Annotated in this window: 19 protein-coding genes and 1 other annotated feature; of the genes, 4 read left to right on the plus strand and 15 right to left on the minus strand. The window is 38.2% G+C overall.

Going from position 1 to position 24,898, the window contains the following annotated elements:
* Window positions 1-22 precede the first annotated feature (22 nt).
* Window positions 23-1,810 carry an aspartate--tRNA ligase gene (gene aspS, locus MHB75_RS07110; RefSeq protein WP_068452392.1) on the minus strand — a complete coding sequence of 596 codons (1,788 nt, stop codon included), beginning with the start codon at window positions 1,808-1,810 and terminating at the stop codon, window positions 23-25.
* Between the two features lie 15 nt (window positions 1,811-1,825).
* Window positions 1,826-3,097, minus strand: coding sequence for a histidine--tRNA ligase (hisS, locus tag MHB75_RS07115; RefSeq protein ID WP_141273652.1), 1,272 nt, complete (start codon window positions 3,095-3,097; stop codon window positions 1,826-1,828).
* Between the two features lie 74 nt (window positions 3,098-3,171).
* Window positions 3,172-3,415: a binding site (T-box leader), on the minus strand.
* Between the two features lie 246 nt (window positions 3,416-3,661).
* On the opposite strand from hisS, the gene MHB75_RS07120 reads away from it, so the two are divergent.
* Window positions 3,662-5,260: an SH3 domain-containing protein gene (locus MHB75_RS07120; protein ID WP_340996761.1), complete on the plus strand. Its 1,599-nt coding sequence runs from the start codon at window positions 3,662-3,664 to the stop codon at window positions 5,258-5,260.
* A 51-nt stretch (window positions 5,261-5,311) separates the two neighbouring features.
* Here MHB75_RS07120 and dtd read toward each other — a convergent pair whose 3' ends face one another.
* The 12 genes from dtd to MHB75_RS07180 all read right to left on the minus strand — a co-directional run bounded on the left by dtd (window position 5,312) and on the right by MHB75_RS07180 (window position 20,107).
* Window positions 5,312-5,749, minus strand: coding sequence for a D-aminoacyl-tRNA deacylase (gene dtd, locus MHB75_RS07125; RefSeq protein ID WP_340996763.1), 438 nt, complete (start codon window positions 5,747-5,749; stop codon window positions 5,312-5,314).
* Between the two features lie 18 nt (window positions 5,750-5,767).
* Window positions 5,768-7,963 (minus strand): RelA/SpoT family protein, encoded by a 2,196-nt coding sequence (locus tag MHB75_RS07130; RefSeq protein WP_340996764.1) that lies wholly within the window; start codon window positions 7,961-7,963, stop codon window positions 5,768-5,770.
* Between the two features lie 177 nt (window positions 7,964-8,140).
* Entirely contained in the window at window positions 8,141-8,653 is a 513-nt protein-coding gene (locus MHB75_RS07135; RefSeq protein WP_068452380.1) for an adenine phosphoribosyltransferase, read from the minus strand.
* Between the two features lie 7 nt (window positions 8,654-8,660).
* Window positions 8,661-10,997 carry a single-stranded-DNA-specific exonuclease RecJ gene (recJ, locus tag MHB75_RS07140; protein ID WP_340996766.1) on the minus strand — a complete coding sequence of 779 codons (2,337 nt, stop codon included), beginning with the start codon at window positions 10,995-10,997 and terminating at the stop codon, window positions 8,661-8,663.
* A 103-nt stretch (window positions 10,998-11,100) separates the two neighbouring features.
* Window positions 11,101-11,844: a prepilin peptidase gene (locus MHB75_RS07145; RefSeq protein WP_340996767.1), complete on the minus strand. Its 744-nt coding sequence runs from the start codon at window positions 11,842-11,844 to the stop codon at window positions 11,101-11,103.
* 13 nt (window positions 11,845-11,857) lie between these two features.
* A complete protein-coding gene (locus MHB75_RS07150) occupies window positions 11,858-12,640 on the minus strand; it encodes a hypothetical protein (RefSeq protein WP_340996768.1) in 783 nt (260 codons plus the stop codon).
* Window positions 12,637-14,178 (minus strand): pilus assembly protein PilM, encoded by a 1,542-nt coding sequence (pilM, locus tag MHB75_RS07155; RefSeq protein WP_340996771.1) that lies wholly within the window; start codon window positions 14,176-14,178, stop codon window positions 12,637-12,639. Before pilM ends, MHB75_RS07150 begins: the two co-directional genes overlap by 4 nt.
* A gap of 82 nt (window positions 14,179-14,260) precedes the next feature.
* Entirely contained in the window at window positions 14,261-14,752 is a 492-nt protein-coding gene (locus tag MHB75_RS07160; RefSeq protein ID WP_340996772.1) for a prepilin-type N-terminal cleavage/methylation domain-containing protein, read from the minus strand.
* A gap of 88 nt (window positions 14,753-14,840) precedes the next feature.
* Window positions 14,841-16,046: a type II secretion system F family protein gene (locus MHB75_RS07165; RefSeq protein ID WP_141273635.1), complete on the minus strand. Its 1,206-nt coding sequence runs from the start codon at window positions 16,044-16,046 to the stop codon at window positions 14,841-14,843.
* Window positions 16,043-17,086 (minus strand): type IV pilus twitching motility protein PilT, encoded by a 1,044-nt coding sequence (locus tag MHB75_RS07170; RefSeq protein WP_340996777.1) that lies wholly within the window; start codon window positions 17,084-17,086, stop codon window positions 16,043-16,045. Before MHB75_RS07170 ends, MHB75_RS07165 begins: the two co-directional genes overlap by 4 nt.
* Window positions 17,087-17,102: 16 nt before the next feature.
* Window positions 17,103-18,761, minus strand: a complete 1,659-nt coding sequence (locus MHB75_RS07175; RefSeq protein WP_340996778.1) for a GspE/PulE family protein — start codon at window positions 18,759-18,761, stop codon at window positions 17,103-17,105.
* Window positions 18,758-20,107: a VanW family protein gene (locus MHB75_RS07180; protein ID WP_340996780.1), complete on the minus strand. Its 1,350-nt coding sequence runs from the start codon at window positions 20,105-20,107 to the stop codon at window positions 18,758-18,760. Before MHB75_RS07180 ends, MHB75_RS07175 begins: the two co-directional genes overlap by 4 nt.
* A 221-nt stretch (window positions 20,108-20,328) precedes the next feature.
* Between MHB75_RS07180 and MHB75_RS07185 the strand changes: the two genes are divergently transcribed.
* From MHB75_RS07185 to MHB75_RS07195, 3 genes are read left to right on the plus strand one after another with little or no spacing between them, the layout of a single operon-like run.
* Window positions 20,329-20,784 carry a type IV pilus modification PilV family protein gene (locus MHB75_RS07185; RefSeq protein WP_340996783.1) on the plus strand — a complete coding sequence of 152 codons (456 nt, stop codon included), beginning with the start codon at window positions 20,329-20,331 and terminating at the stop codon, window positions 20,782-20,784.
* 1 nt (window position 20,785) lies between these two features.
* Window positions 20,786-21,280, plus strand: a complete 495-nt coding sequence (locus tag MHB75_RS07190; RefSeq protein ID WP_340996785.1) for a type II secretion system protein — start codon at window positions 20,786-20,788, stop codon at window positions 21,278-21,280.
* Window positions 21,281-21,283: 3 nt separating this feature from the next.
* Window positions 21,284-23,074: a pilus assembly PilX N-terminal domain-containing protein gene (locus MHB75_RS07195; protein ID WP_340996786.1), complete on the plus strand. Its 1,791-nt coding sequence runs from the start codon at window positions 21,284-21,286 to the stop codon at window positions 23,072-23,074.
* A gap of 57 nt (window positions 23,075-23,131) precedes the next feature.
* Here MHB75_RS07195 and MHB75_RS07200 read toward each other — a convergent pair whose 3' ends face one another.
* A complete protein-coding gene (locus MHB75_RS07200; RefSeq protein ID WP_340996788.1) occupies window positions 23,132-24,817 on the minus strand; it encodes a S8 family peptidase in 1,686 nt (561 codons plus the stop codon).
* Window positions 24,818-24,898: the final 81 nt, after the last annotated feature.

Genomic DNA, 24,898 nt, shown 5'->3' on the forward strand with positions numbered 1-24,898 from the left:
CAAAGTTCTTTATATATATTAATTAATCTTCGTCTGCTAATGTTTTAACACGAATGTGTAATTCATCTAATTGTGCAGTCGATACATCAGAAGGTGCATCTGTTAATAAGCAGCTTGCTGATGCAGTTTTAGGGAATGCAATTGTGTCACGTAAGTTATCGCGACCTGCAAGTAGCATGATGAAACGGTCAAGACCGAATGCTACACCACCATGTGGCGGTACGCCGAATTCAAAGGCATCCATTAAGAAACCGAATTGTTCTTGTGCTTGTTCTTCTGTGAAGCCAAGTAATTTGAACATTTTTTCTTGTAATTCTTTTTCGTAAATACGTAATGAACCCCCGCCAAGCTCGTAACCATTTAATACGATATCGTATGCTTGTGCGCGAACTTTACTTGGATCTGTATCCATTAATTCTAAATCTTCATCGAATGGACGAGTGAATGGGTGATGTGCTGCTGTGTAGCGGCCTGCTTCTTCATCATACTCAAGTAATGGCCAATCTGTAATCCATAGGAATGCAAATTTAGACTCATCGATTAACTCTAAATCTTTACCTAATTTTTTACGAAGTGCGCCTAGAGCATCAGCTACGATTGCTGGCTTATCTGCTACGAATACTAATGTATCGCCAGGTTCTGCACCCATACGTTCCATTAATTTTACGCCGTAATCATCTTGGAAGAACTTACCTATTGGACCTGTTAATCCTTCAACACCTGTTTCTGTTACTTTAATCCATGCAAGACCTTTTGCACCGTAACGACCAACGAATTTTGTTAATTCATCTAAATCTTTACGAGAGTATTTGTCGTTTGCACCTTTGATGTTTAAACCTTTTACTTGTTTACCATCTGCTACAGTTTGTGCGAATACTTTAAAACCGCAACCATCTACAACATCTGATAACTCGATTAATTCTAAACCGAAACGAACATCTGGCTTATCTGAACCGTAACGTGCCATTGCTTCATCGTATTTCATACGTTGGAATGGACGTGGGATGTCGATGCCTTTTACTTCTTTCATTACTTTTTGAATTAAACGCTCATTGATTTCTAAGATTTGCTCTTGATCTAAGAAGCTCATCTCCATATCGATTTGCGTGAATTCTGGTTGACGGTCTGCACGTAAGTCTTCATCACGGAAGCAGCGTGCGATTTGGAAGTAACGCTCGAAACCTGACACCATTAATAATTGTTTAAATAATTGTGGTGATTGTGGTAAAGCATAGAATTCACCATCATGTACACGTGAAGGTACAAGATAGTCACGCGCGCCTTCTGGTGTTGATTTTGTTAAGATTGGTGTTTCAACTTCTAGGAAACCTTCGTCTTGTAAGAAGTTACGTACCACTTTTGTTACGTCTGAACGTAGTTTGAATGTGTTATACATCACTGGACGACGTAAATCTAAGTAACGGTATTTTAAACGTAAATCTTCATTTACTTGAATACGATCTTCGATTTGGAATGGTGGTGTTTTTGCTTTGTTGATTAATGTTACACGGTCAACATATACTTCAATCGCACCAGTGTCTAAGTTCGGGTTCACCATTTCTGGTGTACGTGCGCGCACTTCACCTTCTACTTCGATAACATATTCACTACGGAATGAATCAGCAAGATCTAGTGCTTCTTGTGAGTTTTCTGGTGTGAATACAACCTGTGTTAAACCTGTACGGTCACGTAAGTCGATGAAGATTAATCCACCGAAGTCACGACGGTATTGTACCCAACCTTTTAATACAACGCGTTCGCCTACGTTTTCTGCACGTAGTACGCCACATTCATGTGTTCTTGTAGCCATTATTTTATCCCCCAATTATTGTTTATGTGTTAATAAGTAATTGACAACATCATGAAATGGTACTTTTTCTTGGTCACCTGTTTCCATGTTTTTAATGTTGACAGCTTGTTCTTCTAATTCAGAACTTCCTAAAACCATCACATATTTTGCTTCAAGACGATTCGCTGCTTTCATTTGTGCTTTCATCTTACGACCTGCATAGTCGATATCTGCTGAAATACCACGCGCGCGGAATGAACTTGCAAATTCAACTGCTTTTAGTTTCGCTGCATCGTCCATTGTTACAATATATAAATCAAGTGCGTCTTCTATATCAAGCGTTACGTTCTCGGCTTCTAAAGCAAGTAATAAACGTTCAATACTCATCGCAAAACCGATACCTGGTGATTCAGGTCCACCAATTTCCTCAACTAAACCGTTGTAACGACCACCACCACAAAGTGTTGTAATCGCACCGAAGCCTTCTGCTGTACTCATAATTTCAAATGTTGTGTGATTATAATAATCTAATCCGCGCACTAAATTTGGATCAACAACATAGTCAATACCAAGTGCATCTAAGTACATTTTCACTTGTTCAAAATATGTGGCAGATTCTTCATTTAAATAATCTGTTAGTTTAGGAGCTGAAGCAGTTAGTGGATTCCCTGCATCTACTTTACAGTCTAAAATGCGTAGTGGATTTTGCTCTAAACGTTTTTGACAATCTGAACAGAATTCTCCAATATGTGGTGCAAAGTGATCAATTAATGCTTGGCGATGCGCTTGACGTACTTCTTGATCTCCAAGTGAATTAATGACTAATTTTAAATGCTTTAATCCCGATTCTTGATAGACACGCATCGCTAATTCGATAACTTCCGCATCAATTGCCGGGTCTTTTGAGCCAATCGCCTCTACACCAAATTGAACGAACTGACGATAACGACCCTTTTGTGAACGTTCATAACGGAACATTGGTCCTAAATAAGATACTTTAACAGGTTGGTCAGGATTACCAAACATCTTGTGTTCCACATATGCACGTGAAATCGATGCAGTTCCTTCAGGACGTAATGTCATTGAACGACCACCACGATCTTCGAATGTGTACATTTCTTTTTGCACGATATCTGTTGAATCACCCACACCACGTTGGAATAATTCTGTTGATTCAAACATCGGTGTACGAATTTCTGGATAACGATAGACATTTGTTAGATGGCGCATAACACCTTCTACTTTTTGCCATTTTTCCACTTCACCTGGAAGTATATCTTGTGTTCCTCTTGGTACTTTAAAACTCATACGATTAACTCCTTTCACTTCATTTTGCCTGAATGATTGTGCGCAATATAAAAAGCTCTCGCCTCTTGCATTACGCAAGGGACGAGAGCTGTATAAGCTTCCGCGGTTCCACCCTAGTTGATTTATACAAACTCATATAAATCCTCTCAAATTCGGATAACGGCCGACTCCGTTCTCCCCTACTATGATTGCTCATTTCGAAAAGAAACCTCTCGAGTGTTATTCATCTACTCGTACTATTGAAAAAGATTTCAGCCACGTCTTTTTCTCTCTAAAACAGTCTATAGAGTTGACTACTTGCTCGGTCATAGGTGATATATAATTCATTTCAGATTAACTAATATGATAGAGTTTTCCCTACCTTCTGTCAACATCTATTTACGTAAATATAAACTGACTTATCTGACGAATCTCCAATTTCCTAAATAAAAAGAGCAATAAAGTGAAGCTATTTACCTAATTTTGAATATATACATAAAAAATATTATTAAAAATACATTTTTTTAAAGTTATTATAGCTTTTTAGTACCTAAAGCATATACAATGTAAGAAAGGAGGAGAATTATGGTCAACTTTATTCAAAAAAGCAAAAAATTAGGTATCGCTCTGTTGCTACTAATTGCAACAATTTTAACCGCGTTACCAGCAACAAGTTCTGCCGCAACAACGACACAGTACAAGGTTAACACGTCCAGTTTAAATGTTCGTTCGGGCCCTTCAACGAATTACAAAGTCGTTTTCACGTTGAAGAAAAACACCGTCGTAACGAAACAAGCAACAAAGGGTTCTTGGTTTAAAATCAAATCAGGTTCAAAGACTGGCTATGTTTCTTCTAAGTACTTAACGGCAGTGAAAAAAGTAACAGTAAGTTCTGCAACATCAACAAAATACAAGGTGAATGCTTCAAGCTTGAATGCCCGTTCTGGTCCTTCAACAAATTATAAAACCGTATTCACGTTGAAAAAGAATGCAGTCGTAACAAAGCAAGCAACAAGCGGTACATGGTTCAAAATTAAATATGGTTCGAAGACAGGTTATGTATCTTCTAAATATTTAACTGCGATTAAATCATCTGAAACATCTACATCTTCTACACCTGCAAAAACTACATACTTCTATGTAACAGAACAAACGGGTTTATCACTTCGTTCTGGTGCTGGCGTAAACTACAAATCATTAGGTGTAACCGTTCCTTTTGAAGCAAAAGTAAAAATCCTAAAAGAAAATAAAAATAATTGGATTCAAGTTACGTACAAAGGTAAAACAGGTTGGATTAATGCCCATACAGCTTATGGTTTTAAATCAACAACAAGTTTCGCTTTCACTTCAGTAAAGGTTACAAAAACGACATACCTTGTTATGAAGGGTAATTCATTAAATGTACGTAAAATGCCAAATGTTGCTGCTCCAAAAGTAGCATCTATTGGAATTGGCTTCACAGGTAAAGTACTACGTACATCAAATAATAACTGGGTTGAAATTGAATACAGCAACAATAAACGCGGCTGGGTATCTGCCAATACAGACTTAAGTATTTTAACAGATAAAATCGATCAAGTGGGTAATCCAAGTAGTCAACCATTAAGAGGCCTAAAATTCGTAATTGATGCTGGACATGGTGGTAACGATTCAGGTGCTGTTGGTACAGACTTAAACGGTAAACGCGTAACAGAAGCTGAATTAACATTAAAATCAGCAAAAGCAGTACAAGCTAAAATCGAATCACTTGGCGGTACAGTGTTTATGACACGTACAGGCACAGGTGCGCTTTCTTCTGACAAAGTGACTGATTTAGGTTTACGTGCAAAAGCAGCAGCAAAATATGGTGCAAATGCATTTATTAGCTTACACTATAATTCAGCAACACCTGCTGCTGAAGGAATCGAAACACTTTATTACAAAGCCGATTCAAAAGAATTCGCAAGTACAATTCATAAAAATGTAATGGAAGCTCTTAAAGAAGAATATTATGGTATTAAAGACCGCGGTCCAAAATTCCAAAATGTTATGGTATTACGTGAAAATACAGTATTTGCTACATTAGTAGAACTTGGTTTTATCTCTAATAAAACTGAATTAACACGTATGAACACAGATAAATACCGTGCAACGATTGCAGAAGGTATTGCAAACGGCGTATTAGAATACTACTTCGGTGAATAATAATATGTATGAAAAAACGAGGCTTGGGCATATGCTCAAACCTCGTTTTTATTATGCTTCTAGCAGAATCGTTGTTGGTCCAATATTCGTTAATTGAACATCCATCATCGCTCCAAAAATACCTGTTTCAACATGCATACCTAAGCGGCGAAGCGTATCGTTGAATTCCTGCCATAGAGGTTCTGCAATTTCTGGGCGTGCAGCTTCTGTAAAGCTCGGACGATTCCCCTTTTTCGTGTTAGCATAGAGCGTGAACTGTGAAATAGATAGAATCGCACCTTGTTCATCAACAATGGAACGATTCATCTTCTCCTCTTCATCTTCCCAGATGCGTAATTTCACAATTTTATTCGCCAATGCCTCTACTTGTTCTTTTGTATCACTTGCTGTAATACCAACAAGTAATACGTATCCACGATTAATCTGTCCAACAATTTGACCATCTACTGCCACTGAAGCTTGTTTTGCTTTTTGTAATACAACCTTCAACTGTTAACAGCTCCCTACTTAATTATTCACACGTTGTACCGAATAAATATCTTGAATCGACTTAATTCGGTCAACTACTTTTAACATATGATGAATATCACGAATTTGTAACGTTAAATGAATCGTAGCCATCTTATCACGATTTGCACGTGCATTCACTGCAAGAATGGATGTTTTTGTTTCAGATACAACTGCCATTACTTCAGCAATAAAGCCTGGACGGTCGTAACCTGTTACTTCAATATCCACCGAATATAATTTAGAGTCTTGTTGTAATGCCTGACTCCACTCTACTTCAATTAAGCGGTCCTGTTCATCTGCTGTCGCAACATTTGGACAATCTGCTCGGTGAACCGATACGCCACGTCCTTTTGTAATAAAACCAACGATTTCGTCACCTGGTACGGGACGACAGCAACGCGATAGACGAATTAATAGATTATCCAAACCTTTGACAACAACACCCGTTTCAGTTGGCTTCGTATCTTTTGGCGTGTTCATCTCTTTCGTGATTTTTTCCATCTGTTCTTCATGGTCACGCTGTTTACGGATTTTTTCTGCTAGGCGATTAACAACTTGTTGTGCTGTCATACCATTAAAACCAACTGCTGCAATTAAGTCTTCTTCTGTCGCATAGTTCAATTTTTCACAAACACGTTTGAAGTTTTCTGACGTTAGTACCTCTTTTGGATCGAAGCCTTGTGCCTTAATCTCTTCTTCAATTAGGCGCTGTCCTTTTTCTACATGATCTTCACGCGACTGCTTTTTAAAGAACTGCTTAATTTTATGTTTTGCTTGTGAAGATTGGGCAATTTTCAGCCAATCATGCGATGGACCGAATGACTGTTTTGACGTCATAATCTCGACGATATCACCTGTATTTAGTGGCGTGTCTAAAGGTACCATCTTACCATTTACTTTCGCACCAATCGTCTTGTTACCGATTTCAGAATGGACACGATACGCAAAGTCAATTGGTACAGAGCCGGCTGGTAATTCTAATACATCGCCTTTTGGTGAGAATACATAGACCATATCTGAGAATAAATCGAATTTTAATGATTCCATGAATTCTTCCGCATCCGATGATTCATTTTGGAATTCTAAAATCTCACGGAACCACGTTAATTTACTATCAATATTTTGTTGTTCCGGCTGTACACTTTTTCCTTCTTTATAAGCCCAGTGCGCTGCTACCCCGTATTCCGCGATATTGTGCATCTCAACCGTACGAATTTGAATTTCAAGTGGATCGCCGTATGGGCCAATCACTGTCGTATGTAATGATTGGTATAGATTTTGTTTTGGCATCGCAATATAATCTTTAAAACGTCCTGGCATCGGCTTCCATAATGTATGCACAATCCCAAGTGCTGCATAACAATCCTTAATACTCTCTACAATAATACGAACAGCTAATAAATCATAAATTTCGTTAAACTGCTTGTTTTGCATCTCCATTTTACGATAAATGCTATAGATATGCTTTGGCCGACCTGAAAGTTCCGCTTCAATACGAATATCATCTAATTGATCGCCAATTTCCTCCATTACTGAATTTAAGTATTGTTCACGTTCAACACGCTTACGCTTCATTAAATTCACAATACGATAATATTGCTGTGGGTTCAGATAGCGAAGTGCTGTATCTTCTAGCTCCCACTTAATTGTCGAAATCCCTAAACGATGTGCAAGCGGTGCGAAAATTTCAAGTGTTTCTTTTGAAATACGGCGCTGTTTTTCAATCGGTAGATGTTTCAACGTACGCATATTGTGCAAACGGTCAGCTAATTTAATTAAGATGACACGAATATCTTGCGCCATCGCTACAAACATTTTGCGATGGTTCTCTGCTTGCTGTTCTTTTTTTGATTTATATTTAATTTTCCCTAGCTTTGTTACACCGTCCACTAACATCGCTACTTCTTCACCAAAATGCTCCACTAAATCGTCTCGCGTATAATTCGTATCTTCTACAACATCATGTAAAAAACCAGCCGAGACAGTTTCAGGATCCATTTGAAGCTCTGCTAATATACCTGCAACTTGTATAGGATGAAGAATATACGGCTCTCCTGAACTGCGGAATTGCTCTCTATGTGCTTCCTCCGCTAAATCATATGCTCTTTTTACAAATGCCACATGTTCTTCGTTCATATAAGAGGTAAGCGTTTCAAAAACCTCTTCCACTGTCATCACTCGATCTTTCGCCATGTTCAGCTCACCCTATTTCATAAATTTACCGATTAAGATATAAGAATAATTGTATAAAATAACTACCTATCTTGTAAAGGTTAAGTACATGAATTTCCTTGCTCCTTCACCGAATAGTGAAAAACCCGTTCAAAAAGTCGAAACTCTTTGAACGGATTTTTTTAAAAGACGTAAATATTAGTATTCCATAAGAGAAAAAATGTCATATCCTGTGATTTTTTCGCGTCCTTTTAATTCTGTTAATTCGATTAAGAATGCACAACCGACAACTTCGCCACCTAATTGTTCAATTAGTTTAATTGAAGCTTCTACTGTACCGCCTGTCGCAAGTAAATCGTCAACGATTAATACTTTTTGACCTGGTTTTACAGCATCACTATGCATTGTTAATGTATTTGTACCATATTCCAAGTCATACTCTTGTGAAATCACTTCACGTGGCAACTTACCTGGTTTACGAACAGGAGCAAAGCCAATTTCTAAAGCATAGGCAACCGGGCAACCTGTAATGAAACCGCGCGCTTCAGGGCCTACGATTAGTTCAGCACCCATTTTTTTCGCATAATCAACAATTTGGTCTGTCGCATATTTGTAAGCTGGGCCATTATCCATAATTGTTGTAATATCTTTGAATGAAATGCCTTCTTTTGGCCAGTTTTCAACAACTGTTACGTATTTTTTTAAATCCATGGTTTCCTTATTCCTCCTCAGAAACTGATTGTTCTTGTCTACACAAGTCTAACCAATCTCTTAAATCCATATATTGGGCGTACAAGAGTTTTTGTTCTAAAGCTACTTGTTCCTTGCGTTCCTTATAGATTGTTGCAGACTCGATTGCACGCTTATCTGGATTATCTATAATTTTCGCAAGTCCATTCTCTATTGTAACAAATTTCAGTTCAAAAAACACCTGTGTCATGAAAATCAACATCGCACGACTCCATCCTTTATGTTTGGCTAAATCATTTAGATGTTGACGTAAATGAAATTCACGACGTTTTTTCAAAAAACTATAGTACCAGATGAATTGTTCACGTGTTGGCATCCCTTCAAACAGGTGTGAATTCGCTACATGAAAATGCGCATACACACGCATCGGTTGAACCGTTTGTAAAATATGCTTCACTTGTTGTTCATGCTTTGGTAAATCTAAAAAGACAATATATGACGTATACGTAGATAATTCTTCTTCCTCGTCATACAGCGCAATTTCTTTTGGAATGAGCGTTGTAAAATAGTCGACTGTTTCACGCTTGAACGCGATAAATGTCGTTTCTTCAATCGGCATTTTTTGAAGCCATTTTGAGATTTTATTACCACCACGCAAGTCAAATAGTTGCCAATCATCTGTGTGTACATCTGAGATTAATAACTGCGCTTTTTTATGATTATTCCACTCATTAATTTGCAAATCGCCCGCAAATGATAGCTCAATTCCTTTTGTTAATTCATCTGCTAAATATCCTTTATGAAAACCAATTGCATCCAGTGTATGTTTACCATCGCCAAGCTCCATCTTCACATGGTCTTCATTCGCACCAATTTTACGCATGGATTGGATCGACGTTTTCGGAATACCGTACATTGGTTTTGTAAATCCAACACCATACGGAGCCAGTGTTCGAACTGCCTCAATCGCTGAAACATCAATTTCTGACACATCGACAGGAACATCAATTTCTAAAATCGGAATCAAATCTTCTTCTGTTAGACAGACCATTGCCTGCTCATGAAGTCGTTCACGTAATTCATCAACATCTTCCATCGCAAGTGTCATACCTGCTGCCATCGGATGTCCGCCGAACGCAGGAAGGATATCGCGATTTTTGTCGAGTTCTAGATACATATTAAATCCTTCAATACTACGTGCTGAACCTTTCGCAATTCCTTTTTCTAAATCAATACCAAGCACAATCGTTGGCTTGTAATAGCGCTCGACTAAACGAGAAGCGACAATTCCTACTACACCTGGATTCCATCCTTCTTCTGCGACAACGAGGACACGTGAGTCACGAATTTCATCGATATTTTCAACCATATCAATCGCTTGTTTCGTCATATCTGCCACAATATCTTTTCGCTCTTTATTTTTCTCATCAAGCAATGTCGCCATTTGCATCGCAGTGTCGGCATCTTGCGTCATTAAAAAGTCGACTGCTTCTGTCGCATCGCCTAATCGACCAATCGCATTTAGGCGCGGACCGAATGAAAAGCCGAGTGTTTCTTCTGTAATCTCTTCAAGTGCAACATCTGATACCTTCGCTAATGCTTGTAGCGATACGTGCTGTGTGCGCTGTAAATGTTCTAACCCACGCTTCACTAAATAGCGATTCTCATCATGCAGTGGTACTAAATCGGCTACTGTACCAATCGCTACAAACTCCACTAAATGCTCTGGGAATCGTCCGAGTAAGGCATGTGCTAGTTTGAACGCGACACCCACACCTGCTAACTCACCAAACGGATACTGCCCTTCTGGAATACGCGGATGAATGATAACATCTGCTTCTGGTAACGTCCCTGCTGGTTCATGGTGATCTGTCACAATAACATCTAAACCTAGTTCTTTTGCAACAGCAATCGGACCATTCCCTGCAATCCCATTGTCGACTGTGATGATGAGTTGAATACCATCTTCTGCCGCCTGTCTAAATAATCGCTCTGAAGGCCCGTAACCGTCGATAAAACGATTCGGAATCCTATGTGTAACATTTGCACCTAACTCGACTAGAGCGCTTTTTAACACCGTCGCACTCGTAATACCATCACTATCGTAATCGGCATATACGAGAATCGACTGTTGTTGCTCAATGGCTTGTTGAATACGTTCTACTGCCTCTTTCATACCATGCATTAGAAAAGGATCGTGTACTACTTGTTCATCCATATGTAAAAAAGCTTGTGCTTCCTCGACTGTTTGAAAGCCGCGTGCCACTAAAATTTTGGCCGCAAGTGTCGGTAACTGTAAAGCTTGTTGAAATAACGTCACTAATTGTTCATCTGGCTGTTGAATGCGCCATCTTTTATTTGTCATATTCTCACTTCCTCATCTACTCATTATAACGAAAGTCATGGACGAATAGATACCATTTGATATAAAAAGAGCGCATCTTTTCCGAAGAATCGATGCGCTACGATTATGTAAATAGATGTAAATACCAATTGAAAATGGCCTCACCATGAAAGTAAACGATGAATGTTGCCACCGCAATCGATGGTCCAAACGGAATCGTCTTCCCGAACCCACGTCGTAAAATGATGGAGACGATGAGACCAATAAGTGCCGCAAAGAATAAGGATAGGAATGTTAGTTTAAGCCCTAAAACTAATCCCAGCACAAAATACAGCTTAATATCGCCACCACCCATACCGCCTTTTGAAAGAATGGATAGTAACAATAATAAACTAAAGCCAAATACAGCACCTAAGATCGCATCCCACCACGGTTGTAATGGTGAAATGATGCGCATGATGGCAATTAAAGTACCAAAAATTAATAATACGCGGTCCTGAATAATCGTATAGAGTAAATCAGATACGGTAATAATCGCTAATAATGATATCAGTAATAGTGCTACAACCAGTTCTTTTGAAAACCCAAGTTGCGCATAAGCATACGCAAAGAGAATACCCGTTAATGCTTCAATAATGACGTGAAAAGGTCCATATGTTGCACCGCATGTACGACACTTCCCACGTAAAAAGAGATAGCTAAAAACAGGTACTAAATCACGCGCAGTAAGAGGTGTCTGACAGCTTTCACAATGCGACCCTGGTCGAATAATCGACTCCCCTTTTGGCCAGCGCATACCAACTACATTAAAAAACGAACCACATACTAACCCGATTAAAGCGAATACGATTGTGTAATACAGTTCCAAACTTCATCACCTACTATTTCTGATCTTTTGCATAAAATGTCGTAATCTGTACGTTTGCTTGTACAGGGTATTCAGCAGGTGTATCGTCTGGATTGGTTGCTGGATCCGTCGTTTGCTGTTCGACAGCCGCTTCTGGATTTGCAATCTCATAATCAACCGAGTCAATCTTCATTAAACGCGGATAGCGCTCGATATTTTGTAAAAATTGACGCACATCTGCTATATCTTCACCCGATACAGTGAACGACACAGTAATTAACTCCATGTTACCAAGAATTTCTCCATTGGCAAGGTCAGATGTTGGTGTTTCTGTCTTGGTTTCATCTGTTTCCTCTTTTTTCGCCTCATCTTCTACTTGTTTTTCAGCTTCTTCGGTTGTTTTTGTCGGCGTATTTGAATCAGACGTATTTTCTTCATTTGATGTATCACCTTGAAGCGTATCTTTTGCAGAAGCATCGTAGTTATTAAATGCGACACTGCTCACTTCTGTTGCTGTTTGCCCTTCAAACTGTTCTAGCATACGAATTAACTGACTAATATCACGATTTTTTGGTACTTTCATACGTAATTCCGCATCGCTTCTTTTTGATGCTTCCGCGTTCTTTTGATCTTGCTGCAATTGAATACGTAAATTCGACGCTTCATCTACTAACTGTACATTTTCAGCTTTTAAGGCATCGCGTTCTGACCATTTTGGTTCTAATATATACGCATAAATACCATAAACAACTGCGCCTACTAAACAAATCGCAAGAAGGATGAGAATGAGTTGCTGTCTGTTTAACTGTTTTTTCATGACTCCTTCTCTCCTTCAATTAATTTGGCTAAGTTTAGATCAAGCGTTAACTGCGCTTTGTGACGCGGTACACTCGTCGCAGCGTTCGGTAGTTCTACTGGATTCACTTCAATTGTTGTGACCTTAATATCTGTAAATAACGGATTCGTCTGTAACTGATCGACATAATTTGCGACCTGCGTAAATGTTTCATATTGAATATCGACAGTCGCTTGATTTGCACTAAATGTAAAGTTCAGCTCATATTCATACGGCTGTAAATCTTTTCGAATGGCATCCATGACCGGCGTCACAGGATAGGCGAGACGTTCAATCACTTTTACTGCCGCATCCAGTGAATTTTGCTTCTCTTGTTCATAAGCTGCTACTTTTGCTTTTTCATCATCGACAATCGCTTGATTCGCTGTTTTTTCTTGCTCTAATGCTTTAATTTCTTTCGAGATAGATGCATTCCAAAGCGCAATACTCGCAATCAAAATTGTCACGACAACGGCTGCTCCCCAAATCCATACTTTCTTACTACCTTCAGCTTTGAATGATGGAAGTAAGTTAATGTTTGGAATGGCTGATAATAATTCATCTTTTAATGCTAAGCCGACCACTTCCGCATTACTCGCATGTAGTGCTGGGAACTGTTCTTTTACCCGACTATCTTCTAATGTATAAATCGGAATATCCATCTGACTCTCTAACATATTTTTTATGTATGTAATTTCAGGACAATCCCCTAGTAATATAACTTGTTCGACATTCTGCTGATCCTTATTAATCGAGAAACGATAGAAGTTCATAATACGATTCATTTCAGCTAACGCTTCCATTAAATCCATTTGATACTCACTCGTATTTCCCTTATACGTAAATGTTAGATGGTCGCCTTCTTCTGTCGGCTCCCACTGTACTAATTCCGTTTCAATCGTATGATAACGAATGAATTCAAGTACACCCTTATCATAAATTGATAGCGATAATTCATTAATCGATACTGCCACCGTCATCGTAATACGATCAACAAATTCCGGGAAGATTTGTTCTACCATACGCAACGTCGCTAGTGCGCGGGCATCGGCAGCGACTGGCTTTAATCCCGCATCGTATAAAATCCCTTGAATTTTTCGAATCTCGATACCATTTGTCGCAAATAATAGTGCCTGTCCTTCTTCTGGTAAATCGACTACGTCAATGACCGGTTCTTCAAATGGTAAATGTACTGACTGCCCAATTTCTAGTTCAAAATATTCTTTAATCGCAGCACCACTTAAATCAAGTGGATAATCGACTTTACGCATCGTTAATGCATTATCAGGCACCGTAAAAATAACCGATTGCCCTTTTAATTTAGACTCTTTTACAATTTGTTTAATTAATTCAAATACACCGACTTCATCAACAATTGCACCGTCTCGAATCAAGTCTTTTGGTAAGTCTTGCTCAATTAAGATCGCTTTCGTTAAATCTTGCTCATGATATTGAAATAATTGGATTTTATAATCATTATATGTCAACGCAACCTTTTTCTTCGAGCCCAATTTCATCATGATTGCCTCCTACTTTTCTAAATCAAACCAACACTTCGGCACGAAGCCGTCGAAGGACGGCTTCTAAACGAAAGGCTGGTTACTACTTGTTGCCCATTACATCTGCTAATTGTTTTTGTGTGACTAAAGTAACTTTTGATGGGGTACCAGCTGTAATTGTTGCTCCTGCTGTTTTTAATAAATCCATATACTTTTCATTCACATTATTTGAATTTAAAGCTGTATAAGTAATTTGATATTCACCAGTTGCAGTTTTTTTAACAGTATCTGTTTTTACTAACTCATTACCTGATTTTAATCCCTCTACATAATCTTTTAATTGTTCACCTGTACATGTAACGGATTTATCCTCTGCTGGTGCGCCGCATACGCCGTCTGCAATCGCAGTTTTAGCACCTGAAATAATTGTTGTTGCATCAGATAATACTGCTTTTGATTTTGAGTTCGAGATAATGTTGCCGATTGCTGGGATTGCGATTAACGCGATGATTGCTAGAATAACGATAACAGCTAGTAACTCGATTAGCGTTAAACCTTTTTCATTTTTTAATTTCTTATTTAGTAGATTTCTCAATGAAATCCCTCCTCTTTCTTTTTTGTCCTTGCTGAAAGTACGTTCGTTTGTCATTGTACGTTCACCTCCCTTCAAGGTGATATTTATTTTAGATTTGTTCATATAGACTTAACATTGGCATCATAATCGCTGCGACGATGAAACCGACAATTCCTGCTAGTAAGACAATCATTAATGGTTCAATAAGTGACTTTAGGGCATCAACGGTACGGTCCACGTCATCTTCATAAAACTCAGCTACTTTTTCTAACATATAGTCGAGTGAACCTGTCTTCTCACCAATGAGAATCATCTGTGTTACAAGCGGTGGGAATACCCAACTCTTTTCTAATGGTTCTGCGAGTGAACTGCCGCTTTCAAGCGACTTCTTCGCCTCACGCAATACTTTTTCAATAATCGGATTGGCTGAAATCTTCTCCACAATCGTCAGTGCATTTAAAATCGGTACAGAACTACTAAAGAGCGAGGCAAGTGTACGCGTCATGCGCGCAATCGCGGCTTTTTGTAATACAGGTCCGAAAATTGGTGTTTTCAGTAACACATAGTACACACCAAAGTGGAATTGCTTGTTATTTTTAAATAAGAAACTGAACACTGCGATAATTGCAATAAGAATGCCTAAGAATAGCCACCAATACGCTTTTAGCGCATCACTCAGTCCTAGTACGAATACAGTAATCGGTGGTAAATCAGCTCCAAAGCTCGCAAAGTTCTGTGTAAATTGTGGTACAAGCCATAACAGCATGAATGCACCAACACCTAAAATTAAAATAATCAGCATAATCGGATACATCATCGCTGATTGAATTTTCTTTTTTAATTTGAATGTCTTTTCATAACTTCCTGCAAGACGATCTAACGTATCGTCCATGTTCCCTGTCGCTTCCCCTGCTTTCATCATGTTGACGAATAGCGTAGGGAATACTTTCGGGAATTTCACAGCGGATGTTGAAAAGGCAATCCCAGCACGAAGGTCGTCTTCTACTGTATAGAGTGCTTTTTTCAGCGCCTTACTCTCCGTCTGTGCCGCTAAGATATGAATCGACTCGACAATCGAAACACCTGCACGTATCAAGGTCGCAAACTGACGACAAAAGATGACAAAGTGCTCCATCTTCACAGCATTTCCAATCGTTAAATCCAGATGTAGAATACTGCTCGATTCTTTCACTTCACGCGGACTAATACCTAAATCACGAATCTTCGCGATTGCCTGTGTTTTACTCTCTGCTTCAACTGAGCCCTTCTTTTGTTCACCAAGTTTTGAGCGCCCAGAATATTTATAAACGGTCATCCTAAATCACCTGTACGCATAAATGTTTGCGCTGTTTCGAAGTCGATTTTACGCTCCGTTAGTAATTGTTGAATCGATGTGTCGAGCGTATGCATCCCGAGAGAACGCGATGTCTGCATAATATTCGAAATTTGGTGAACTTTATCATTTCGAATTAAGTTTGCAACAGAAGGGGTTTGAACTAACACTTCTGTCGCTGCGATACGCCCTTCCGTATCAATACGACGGAATAGACGTTGCGATACAATTCCTTGTAAGACATTGGCTAATTGAACACGAATCTGTCCTTGTTGATGTGGCGGAAAGACATCAATAATTCGGTCGATTGTTGTCGGTGCACTACTCGTATGAAGCGTCGCCATAACTAAGTGACCTGTTTCAGCAGCTGTAATCGCTGTTGAAATCGTATCCAAATCACGCATCTCTCCGACTAAGATGATATCGGGGTCTTGTCGAAGTGCCGCTCTCAATCCATTGGCGAAGCTTTTCGTATCTGAACCAACTTCACGTTGATTGACAATGGATTTTTGATGACTGTGTAAATACTCGATTGGATCTTCTAATGTAATAATATGTTTCGCTTGATTTTTATTAATAAAATCAATCATCGCAGCAAGTGTTGTCGACTTACCTGAACCTGTTGGACCTGTTACAAGAATAAGTCCTTGTGGCTTTTCGCATAAGCGATATAATACTTGCGGCATATTTAATTGCTCAATCGTCGGAATCGTTGAGTCAATCTTACGTGCAGCAAGCGTCAAACTATTACGTTGATGATAGGCATTCATACGAAAACGACAGCGGTTTTGAAGTGAGTAGTTGAAGTCGAGTTCACGACGCTCTTCGAATTCTGCTAGGCGAAATTCAGGAATAACGGATTTCACCATACGCTCTAAATCATCTGGCAATAACTTTTCTTCTCCATAAGCTTGTAGTCTTCCATTTACACGAAAAGTAGGTGGAATTCCGACTGTAATATGTAAATCGGATGCATTCAGCTCATCAGCTTTTGTTAATAATTCAATTATGTCTTTAGACATCTTTGCACCCTCCTACTTAATCTGTAACGACGCGAATGACTTCTTCAATGGTTGTCAAACCGTTCAATGCTTTTTGTAAGCCATCATGTACGAGTGGCTCATATCCTTTTTTCATCGCATTTTGTAAAATTTCATTTGAAGCGGCACCTGCTAAAATGAGTTGCTTCGCTTCTTCATCTAATTCAAATACTTCATGTAGCGCAATTCGACCACGATAGCCTGTGTGATTACATGCTGGACATCCTACTCCTGCATGCACTTGCGCTGAATGGAAACCATATTTTAATAACACAGCCTGTTCTGTTGCAGTGACATCACGTGTACGACCACAATCTCGGCAAACACGACGTACAAGACGCTGTGCTACAATGCCTTCAAGTGACGACGTAATCAAATAAGGCTCAATCCCCATATCTTTTAAACGATCAATCGACTCAATTGCACTATTCGTATGCAGCGTACTAAATACTAAGTGACCTGTTAATGAAGCACGTGTCGCCATTTGTGCTGTCTCGGTATCACGAATCTCACCAATCATAATGACATCGGGATCTTGACGTAAGATGGAGCGTAAACCAGCGGCGAATGTTAACCCGACTTCTTCACGCACTTGAATTTGGTTAATACCTTCTAATTGATACTCCACCGGATCTTCAACCGTAATAATATTTAGCGCTTCATCATTCAAATCATTCAATGTTGCCGATAACGTAGATGATTTACCTGAACCTGTTGGACCTGTAATAAGAACGATGCCATTCGGCTTACGAATCATACGCTCAAACTTCTGTTGATTCTGCTCCGAGAATTTCAAGCCATTAATTGAGATTTGTGCATTCTTCGTATCCAACACACGCATTACCACTTTTTCACCGTAAATAGTTGGCAATGTCGATAGACGGATATCAATCGCTCGCATTTGTGCTTGGATTTGAATGCGTCCATCCTGTGGTAAACGACTCTCGGTAATATTCAAGTTCCCCATAATTTTCAAACGGGCAATGACCATATTTTGCATACTTTTCGGTAATGAACGTTCTGTTTTCAACATACCATCTACACGAAAACGAATGCGGAATTCATTATCTTGCGGATCGAAGTGAATATCACTCGCACCTTGTACCACCGCATCGTTAATAATTTGGTTCACAAGTACAACAATTGGTGAATCTTCTGCCACAATGTCAGAATTATCTTCTTCTGTTGTGCCGACTAAATCACTAAGTGCCGCATCCATCGTTGCTTGTAGTTCATAGTATTTACTAATGGTTTTATTTAAATCTTGTTTTGTTGCGATACAAGGCTCAATACGGAACCCTGTCAACATACGCAATTCTTCAATCGCAAAGTAATCCATTGGATCTGCCATCGCTACAAATAATTTATTTTTCTCTTTTCGTAAAGGAACGAGTAAATAACGTTTCGCAATTTCTTTTGGTACTAATTGTATGATTTCTGAATCAATGGGGAACTGCCCCAAGTTCACATGAGGTATTCCTAACTGAAATTCAAGGACTTCGATTAACGTTTGTTCGGTTACGAGCTGCTCCTTAATCAATACATCTCCTAATCGCTCATTCGGTTGTTTGATTGCTAGTGCGTGTTGTAATTGATCTTCCGTTAATACATTTGCTTCGACAAGTAAATCACCTAGTCGCTTTCTTCCTTGTTTCACTGATTACGCCCACCCTTCTGTTTTTCAACGGAATAAATGTAATAGTAATAATCCTCATCTTCTGAATAATCCACAGTCGCATTTTTTAATTCATCTGCTGTTGGTTCATTCGGTGGTGGCGTCGGTGCTACTACATCGTCCTCTGTCGGTACTTCTGTTGTATCTTCATTCACTTCAAATGAACTATCCACTTCCGGATTCTGTGTCACTGGTTCTTCCACAATGACTTCTTCATTCGACGTTTCAATCACTTCATGAATTGGCGCATAATAATTATTACTCATTAACGTTCGTTTTGTTTCGCCCTTCTCTGTTCGAATTTGGCGATATACAGAGATTGTTAATCCATCTTTCGCTTGTTGAACAGACGCTGTCACACCTGCGCCTAGTGATTCGTTATAACGATAAATCACACCACTCGGAATCGATTCCTCATCTGCTGTGTATACTTTTACATCTGGCTTTTTCTCTCCTGCTGCGATGTAAAACTTCACATTCAATGTATTTCCTTCTACTTCTGCACGCATCTTAATCGATGAATCACGTGACACGACGAACTTTAAATCATACTGCTTAGACGGTTTAATAACAGCTTCCATTCCTGGCTCTGTATAGTTCTGCTGTAAGAGTGCTTGATGACGCTCGGCAATTTCAAATCCTGATTGTAATGCATTTTGATAAAGTGCAGATGCCATAATACTCCCTAAACGAATACTCTCTGGCACGCCAACTTGTTGGAAGAATGACAATTCCTGATTTGGCTTCACTAATACACCATTCACATTTTTCGTCATTTGCGTAATCGACTCTACTTCATCTTCCTTCAAATTGATAGAAGCAGATGAAATTTCAATACCTTCTTCAAACGGAAAATCTTTTCGTTCAATTTTTAACGGTCGATTCGGTAAAAGCGCAACTTGTTTCAGCAACTCTTTCATCTGTAAATCCGTTTCGTCCCCTAAAATCGGCTGTAGCTTTTGACGTAACTTTTCTGTTTCGTTCACCACTAGGTCAACAGAAGCACTTGGTGTAGGAGACCAAAAGTCATACCATGGTTGATCAACCTTTTTCAATAAATCATTAACAGATTGCTGTACATCAAAATTAAAATCTTCGCCCGATACCGTCACTTCATTTCGACCAATCCGGATGATAATATCGTTCTTTTGCCACACATCGACAATTTTCTGCGTTTCTTTTCGCATCTCTTTTTGCGACATCCCACTTACATCGACTGGACCAATTTTCGCCTGACTACCACTCGCTTGTACGGATAATGTATGTATGAAAAATAGCGTCATAGTACCTAAAATCGTAAATATGACGATTCTCTTAAATAGACTCATGTTGAATCTCCTTTAAATGCTTTTTATATGGAAAATATAACTAATATTTGCTTGAATAATTATAATATAACTCAAAAAAATGGAAACTTCCATAACTATTAGCATATTTTTAAATTTTTTTGTGACAAAATACGAAAACGAATAGTGTTTTTTGACTATATTTTTATTACACATTATAATAAGAAGGATATATTAGGAAACTACATGTTGGGGGAATTAAGATGCCATATAATAATGAAAAAGGATTTTCACTCGTAGAAGTCATGGCTGCTTTTGTACTAATTAGTATCATTTTGATTTCTTTTTTTACACTGTTCTTTAAAGGCAGAGAAACAACGGTTGAGTCGAAGAAGACAGTTGACGCTACATACACTGCACAACAAGAGATGGAATCAATTTATGCAACAACGAAACAAGAGACTAACCCAAGTATGAAAATCATCTTGCATAAATTATTAAAATACCAAATGAAAAGCTGTACACCAACTAAGACGATTTACATAAAGGATCACGAATATAAAAATGAAGTGGTCGTTGTGGAAGTATTTTCTAATCCGAAGTCTACATTACGCAATGTAATGGTGTCGGTATATGACAAGAGAAAAGTTGTAGATCCATGCCAACCAAAAGTGAATCCAAAAGCACAGATGGAGAATATTATGAGAGCAGGTGATTAATATGAAAAACGAAAAAGGCTTTACACTTGTCGAAGTATTAGCAGTCATCGTCATTTTGACGATTGTCGGCGCCATTCTATTCAACTTGCTCACCTTCTCCAACAAAGAATATAAATCACAAGTAGACGATACAACGAATTTGAATGAACTTTCTTTTATTATGAAAGAAATCACACGCGATTTTAGAAAAACAAAAATTGTCGACATTCAAAATAATCAGGTTGTATTTAAAACAAAAGAAAATAATCAAGAAAAAGTCATTGCGACCTATACCTATACAAAAACAGGCGATACATTAAGGAAAAATGGCGCACCTTATCAAACAAAGATTCGTTCATTCTGTGTTCAAAGTACGAAAGAGCCTTCAAAAAGCACATCAATATCAGACTGCCCAAGCACATCAAAAATACCGAGTGCACAGGAAGGAATCTATTTAAAGATCGAAAATACGAACGGCAAAAGAGTGGAAACGACACTTTATTCTAGAGGAGGATAAGCGATGCGAAAATATGTAAAATCGAATGATGGCTATGCCCTTGTCATTGCCCTACTCGTTATTACCGTTGTCACCGTACTCGGACTCGGCATTTTAACAACGACGAGCTCATCGAAGAAATTATCGGAAGAAGAAAACAAAGACCAAACAGCGTATTACATTGCAGAAGCAGGACTGAATCAGAAGAAAGAGGAATTGAAAATTGCGAAAGTGGTTTATGATGATTTTGTTAAATCTGTAAAAGATCAAAAATTAACGAAGGAGCAGTTTGTAAATAAATTAAGAACATTTGCGGAAGGACGACTCTCAGAGCAATTAAAACCAGTTGAGTACGGTACAGATCTATTCAAACGAAAGAACGCGAAGGCAAATGTGAAAACAGTAATGAACGTTTCAGAAACTGAACTTAAATTCACGATTACATCGACAGGAATCATCAAATCAACTGATTCAGCGAATGAAAAGAAACGAACGGTTCAATCGGTGGATAGTTATAAGTTAGCAATTACTGAAAAACCAGCCGAAGAAGAATTTAGTTTTTCTAAATATGCCATTCATGCTATAAATAATTTAGACTTATCAAATGGTAGCATTATAGGCAATTTAGGTTTTTCTGGTCCTCAGCCGTCAGATATTAAATATCCATTTACAAGTAATTCAGGAAGCGTTTCTTATACTGGTTCAACATCCGGCACTACTTACAGACCTTGTAGCTGGTGGAAAGAGAACAATATTTGTGGGGACTCTTCTTATCAAGGAATTTCAACTGCAATAAAAAATAAGGATGTCACTTTCAATGATTCTAAAATGCCTAAAATCCCTGACTTTCCAATAAATAAATTTATTTCATTAAATGACATTACAAACCCAAATTTACCTAATAATATTCAACAAGGTATCCCTAATAAAAATCCTATTCCTTCTGGAAATTACAAAGTTAGTACCCAAGATTTTTATAAAAATTCTTTGAATATTGGTAAAAATAATGTGAATTTTTACATTGAAAAAGCAGATTTTGATTATAGAGATATTAATATTGAGGGTGAAGGAAATATTTCTATTTTTTCAAATTCATTTTCCAAGGGTAGCGGTAATATAAATTTCTTTGGCAATTCAATAAATATTTACACAAAAGGTAACTTTTCTCTTTCCGGTTCTGCAATTTTAAAATCAGCGAATAACATTAATATTTATTCCGCAGATGAATTTTCTCAATCAGGTAGTGGTCATATATCTAATGCTAAAAATTTAAATATATATTCTAATAAAGTTACATTCGGCTCTAGTTCCACAATGAATATGACAGAAAAAGTAAATATTTTTGCATATGACTCTCTAAAATTAAATAATACTACTACAATAAATAGTAAAGAAACTAATATTTACTATACTGGAAATAATAAACCTACAATAAATGGTGGTTTTGAAAATGCTGTTAATTTAGATTTTTTATATGCGCCTATTGATATAAATGGAGGGATAAAGCTCTCTGGGAATATTATATTACGAGGAGATAATGATATCGCTAAAAAAGATGTTAGAATCAGTGGAGGAAGTTCTACAAAAACTCCCCTTTATTTTTATGCTCCAAAATTTAATATTAATGTAAGTGGTGGGGGTGAAATTACGGGGGCTCTTATAGGGAACAATATAACTATGTCTGGTGGTACTAAAGTAATTTATCAAAAACCAAATATAGATAATGATAATTCTGGTACAGGTGGGGGGGCAAATGGTCAAATCGACTCCTCTTTAACACCCAACTCTGATGGTGGTTCCATCGAAATTGATTAGTAATTTTCTTTCCATATCAAAAAATCGACTTCAGCATCTCATGCCGAAGTCGATTTTTTATTTCACTACATATTTCACAATGACGGGTTTCACTGTTTTATTTTTCGTTGTGCGTACGTTTTTCGGATCGAGTGTCATATAATACGTGCCTTTGGCGAGTGTTTTCGTTGTTTTCACTTTTGTATATTTACCTGAGGCACTCGTTGAGAAGGTGAAGCCTGATACTTTCGCACCGTCTTTATATACTGCATATGCCGATGTACGAACTGTCGACTTTTTCACTGGTGTTGCCCATGTCCATGTCGATGCTTTTTTCGTTTTCAATGTTGTATAATTCGTTGCTTTGATTCGACTCGATTTTTGAGTACTTGAAATAATCGTTGCGCCGACTTTTTTGCGGTATGCTTCAACACTTGTTTTTTGTGCTTTCGTTAATTGATTTGTAACGGTATAAAGCGGTATAAATTCCGTTACATAATGAACTGTTTTTTTATTATTCATTTTTCGAACGATTGTTTTAATTTTGGATTGATTCACACGAACATATTTAGCAGCTGCTGATTCAACTGGCTGTAAACTCGCTGTTAAAATTTTAGACGGAAATTGTGCGAGTCCGTAACCGTAGATGGCGTCAGGTCCTTTTACACCTAAATCTATTGCATTTGCATAGAGATGATTTTCTAGTTGTTTCGCAGATTCTTTTGGATACGCTTGTTTTAATAATGCGAGTAAACCTGTCACATGTGGTGTTGAAAACGATGTACCTGAGTCGGTAGATGTACCGCCACTGTATGCAAGTGATGTAATATCCGTTCCCGGTGCTACAAGGTCTAATACACTCCCTGTATTGGAGAAGTAAGACAACTTTTTCGTCTTTTCAACTGAACCCACTGCTACAACACCTGGGATCGCGGCTGGATAATCAATTTGGTTTTTCCCGTCATTCCCTGAAGCTGCAACGACCATTACACCTGCATCTAATGCTTTTTTCACTGCGATATATAATGGATTGTCGCTTACTTTTTCATTCGGTAATAATAAGTCCGCTTGAGAGATTCCCATCGAAATATTTAAAATATTGACTTTTTGTTGGATGGCGTAATTAATCGCTGTCATGAAGTCGATTAAATCAGCTCCGTCTTTGCCGTCAATATTATAACTATATAATTCAACACCGGGTGCCACACCAATTACATTGCCTGCTTTTCCTGGTTGTGCAGCGATAATACCTGCAACAAATGTACCATGTGATGTAGCATTCGATGCGTATGTAATCTGACTTGAGTCAGAGATAATCGTTTTGTGTTGAACTTTTGGAAGGGCTGTGTGATTGGCTATACCTGAGTCGATAATTCCCACTTTCACGCCTTGACCATCCAATCCTTTTTGCCATGCATTTTGAACGGCAATTAATTGTTGGTTCCAATTCGTTGTGAAATTTGCGAATGGTACAGGAAGCCCAACATCTTGTGTGCGTAATTTTCGTGTACCTGTATGTACAACCTCGATTTGTTTAGAAGCCTCTAATTTTTTAATTTCTTCTTTTGAAAATGTTCCCACTACTGCATCAATTGCATCTAATTTTTTTGCGTTTTCTGCTTGATCTAAAATTAGTTCCTTCCCTGCTTCTGATTTATAAAAAACAGATACGTGTTCTACCTCTGTTGCGGCATGGGCTGAAATTGGCTGAAAACCAAGCCATGCTAGAAAGAGACTGCCGACTAGAATTTTTGTATATTTCACTTGAATCTCCCCTTTCTCTATCCGAATTATATCATCAGATAGATAAATTGAATATATTTTTCTACACAAAAAGCACTAACT

It is taken from the genome of Kurthia sp. FSL E2-0154 (assembly GCF_038003625.1).
Taxonomy (GTDB): Bacteria; Bacillota; Bacilli; order Bacillales_A; family Planococcaceae; genus Kurthia; species Kurthia gibsonii.

Coding starts and splice junctions, on each gene's coding strand:
- aspS (WP_068452392.1), bottom strand. CDS start 1,810: ATGGCTACAAGAACACATGAATGTGGCGTACTACGTGCAGAAAACGTA.
- hisS (WP_141273652.1), bottom strand. CDS start 3,097: ATGAGTTTTAAAGTACCAAGAGGAACACAAGATATACTTCCAGGTGAA.
- MHB75_RS07120 (WP_340996761.1), top strand. CDS start 3,662: ATGGTCAACTTTATTCAAAAAAGCAAAAAATTAGGTATCGCTCTGTTG.
- MHB75_RS07130 (WP_340996764.1), bottom strand. CDS start 7,963: ATGGCGAAAGATCGAGTGATGACAGTGGAAGAGGTTTTTGAAACGCTT.
- MHB75_RS07135 (WP_068452380.1), bottom strand. CDS start 8,653: ATGGATTTAAAAAAATACGTAACAGTTGTTGAAAACTGGCCAAAAGAA.
- recJ (WP_340996766.1), bottom strand. CDS start 10,997: ATGACAAATAAAAGATGGCGCATTCAACAGCCAGATGAACAATTAGTG.
- MHB75_RS07150 (WP_340996768.1), bottom strand. CDS start 12,640: ATGAAAAAACAGTTAAACAGACAGCAACTCATTCTCATCCTTCTTGCG.
- pilM (WP_340996771.1), bottom strand. CDS start 14,178: ATGATGAAATTGGGCTCGAAGAAAAAGGTTGCGTTGACATATAATGAT.
- MHB75_RS07165 (WP_141273635.1), bottom strand. CDS start 16,046: ATGACCGTTTATAAATATTCTGGGCGCTCAAAACTTGGTGAACAAAAG.
- MHB75_RS07170 (WP_340996777.1), bottom strand. CDS start 17,086: ATGTCTAAAGACATAATTGAATTATTAACAAAAGCTGATGAGCTGAAT.
- MHB75_RS07180 (WP_340996780.1), bottom strand. CDS start 20,107: ATGAGTCTATTTAAGAGAATCGTCATATTTACGATTTTAGGTACTATG.
- MHB75_RS07185 (WP_340996783.1), top strand. CDS start 20,329: ATGCCATATAATAATGAAAAAGGATTTTCACTCGTAGAAGTCATGGCT.
- MHB75_RS07190 (WP_340996785.1), top strand. CDS start 20,786: ATGAAAAACGAAAAAGGCTTTACACTTGTCGAAGTATTAGCAGTCATC.
- MHB75_RS07195 (WP_340996786.1), top strand. CDS start 21,284: ATGCGAAAATATGTAAAATCGAATGATGGCTATGCCCTTGTCATTGCC.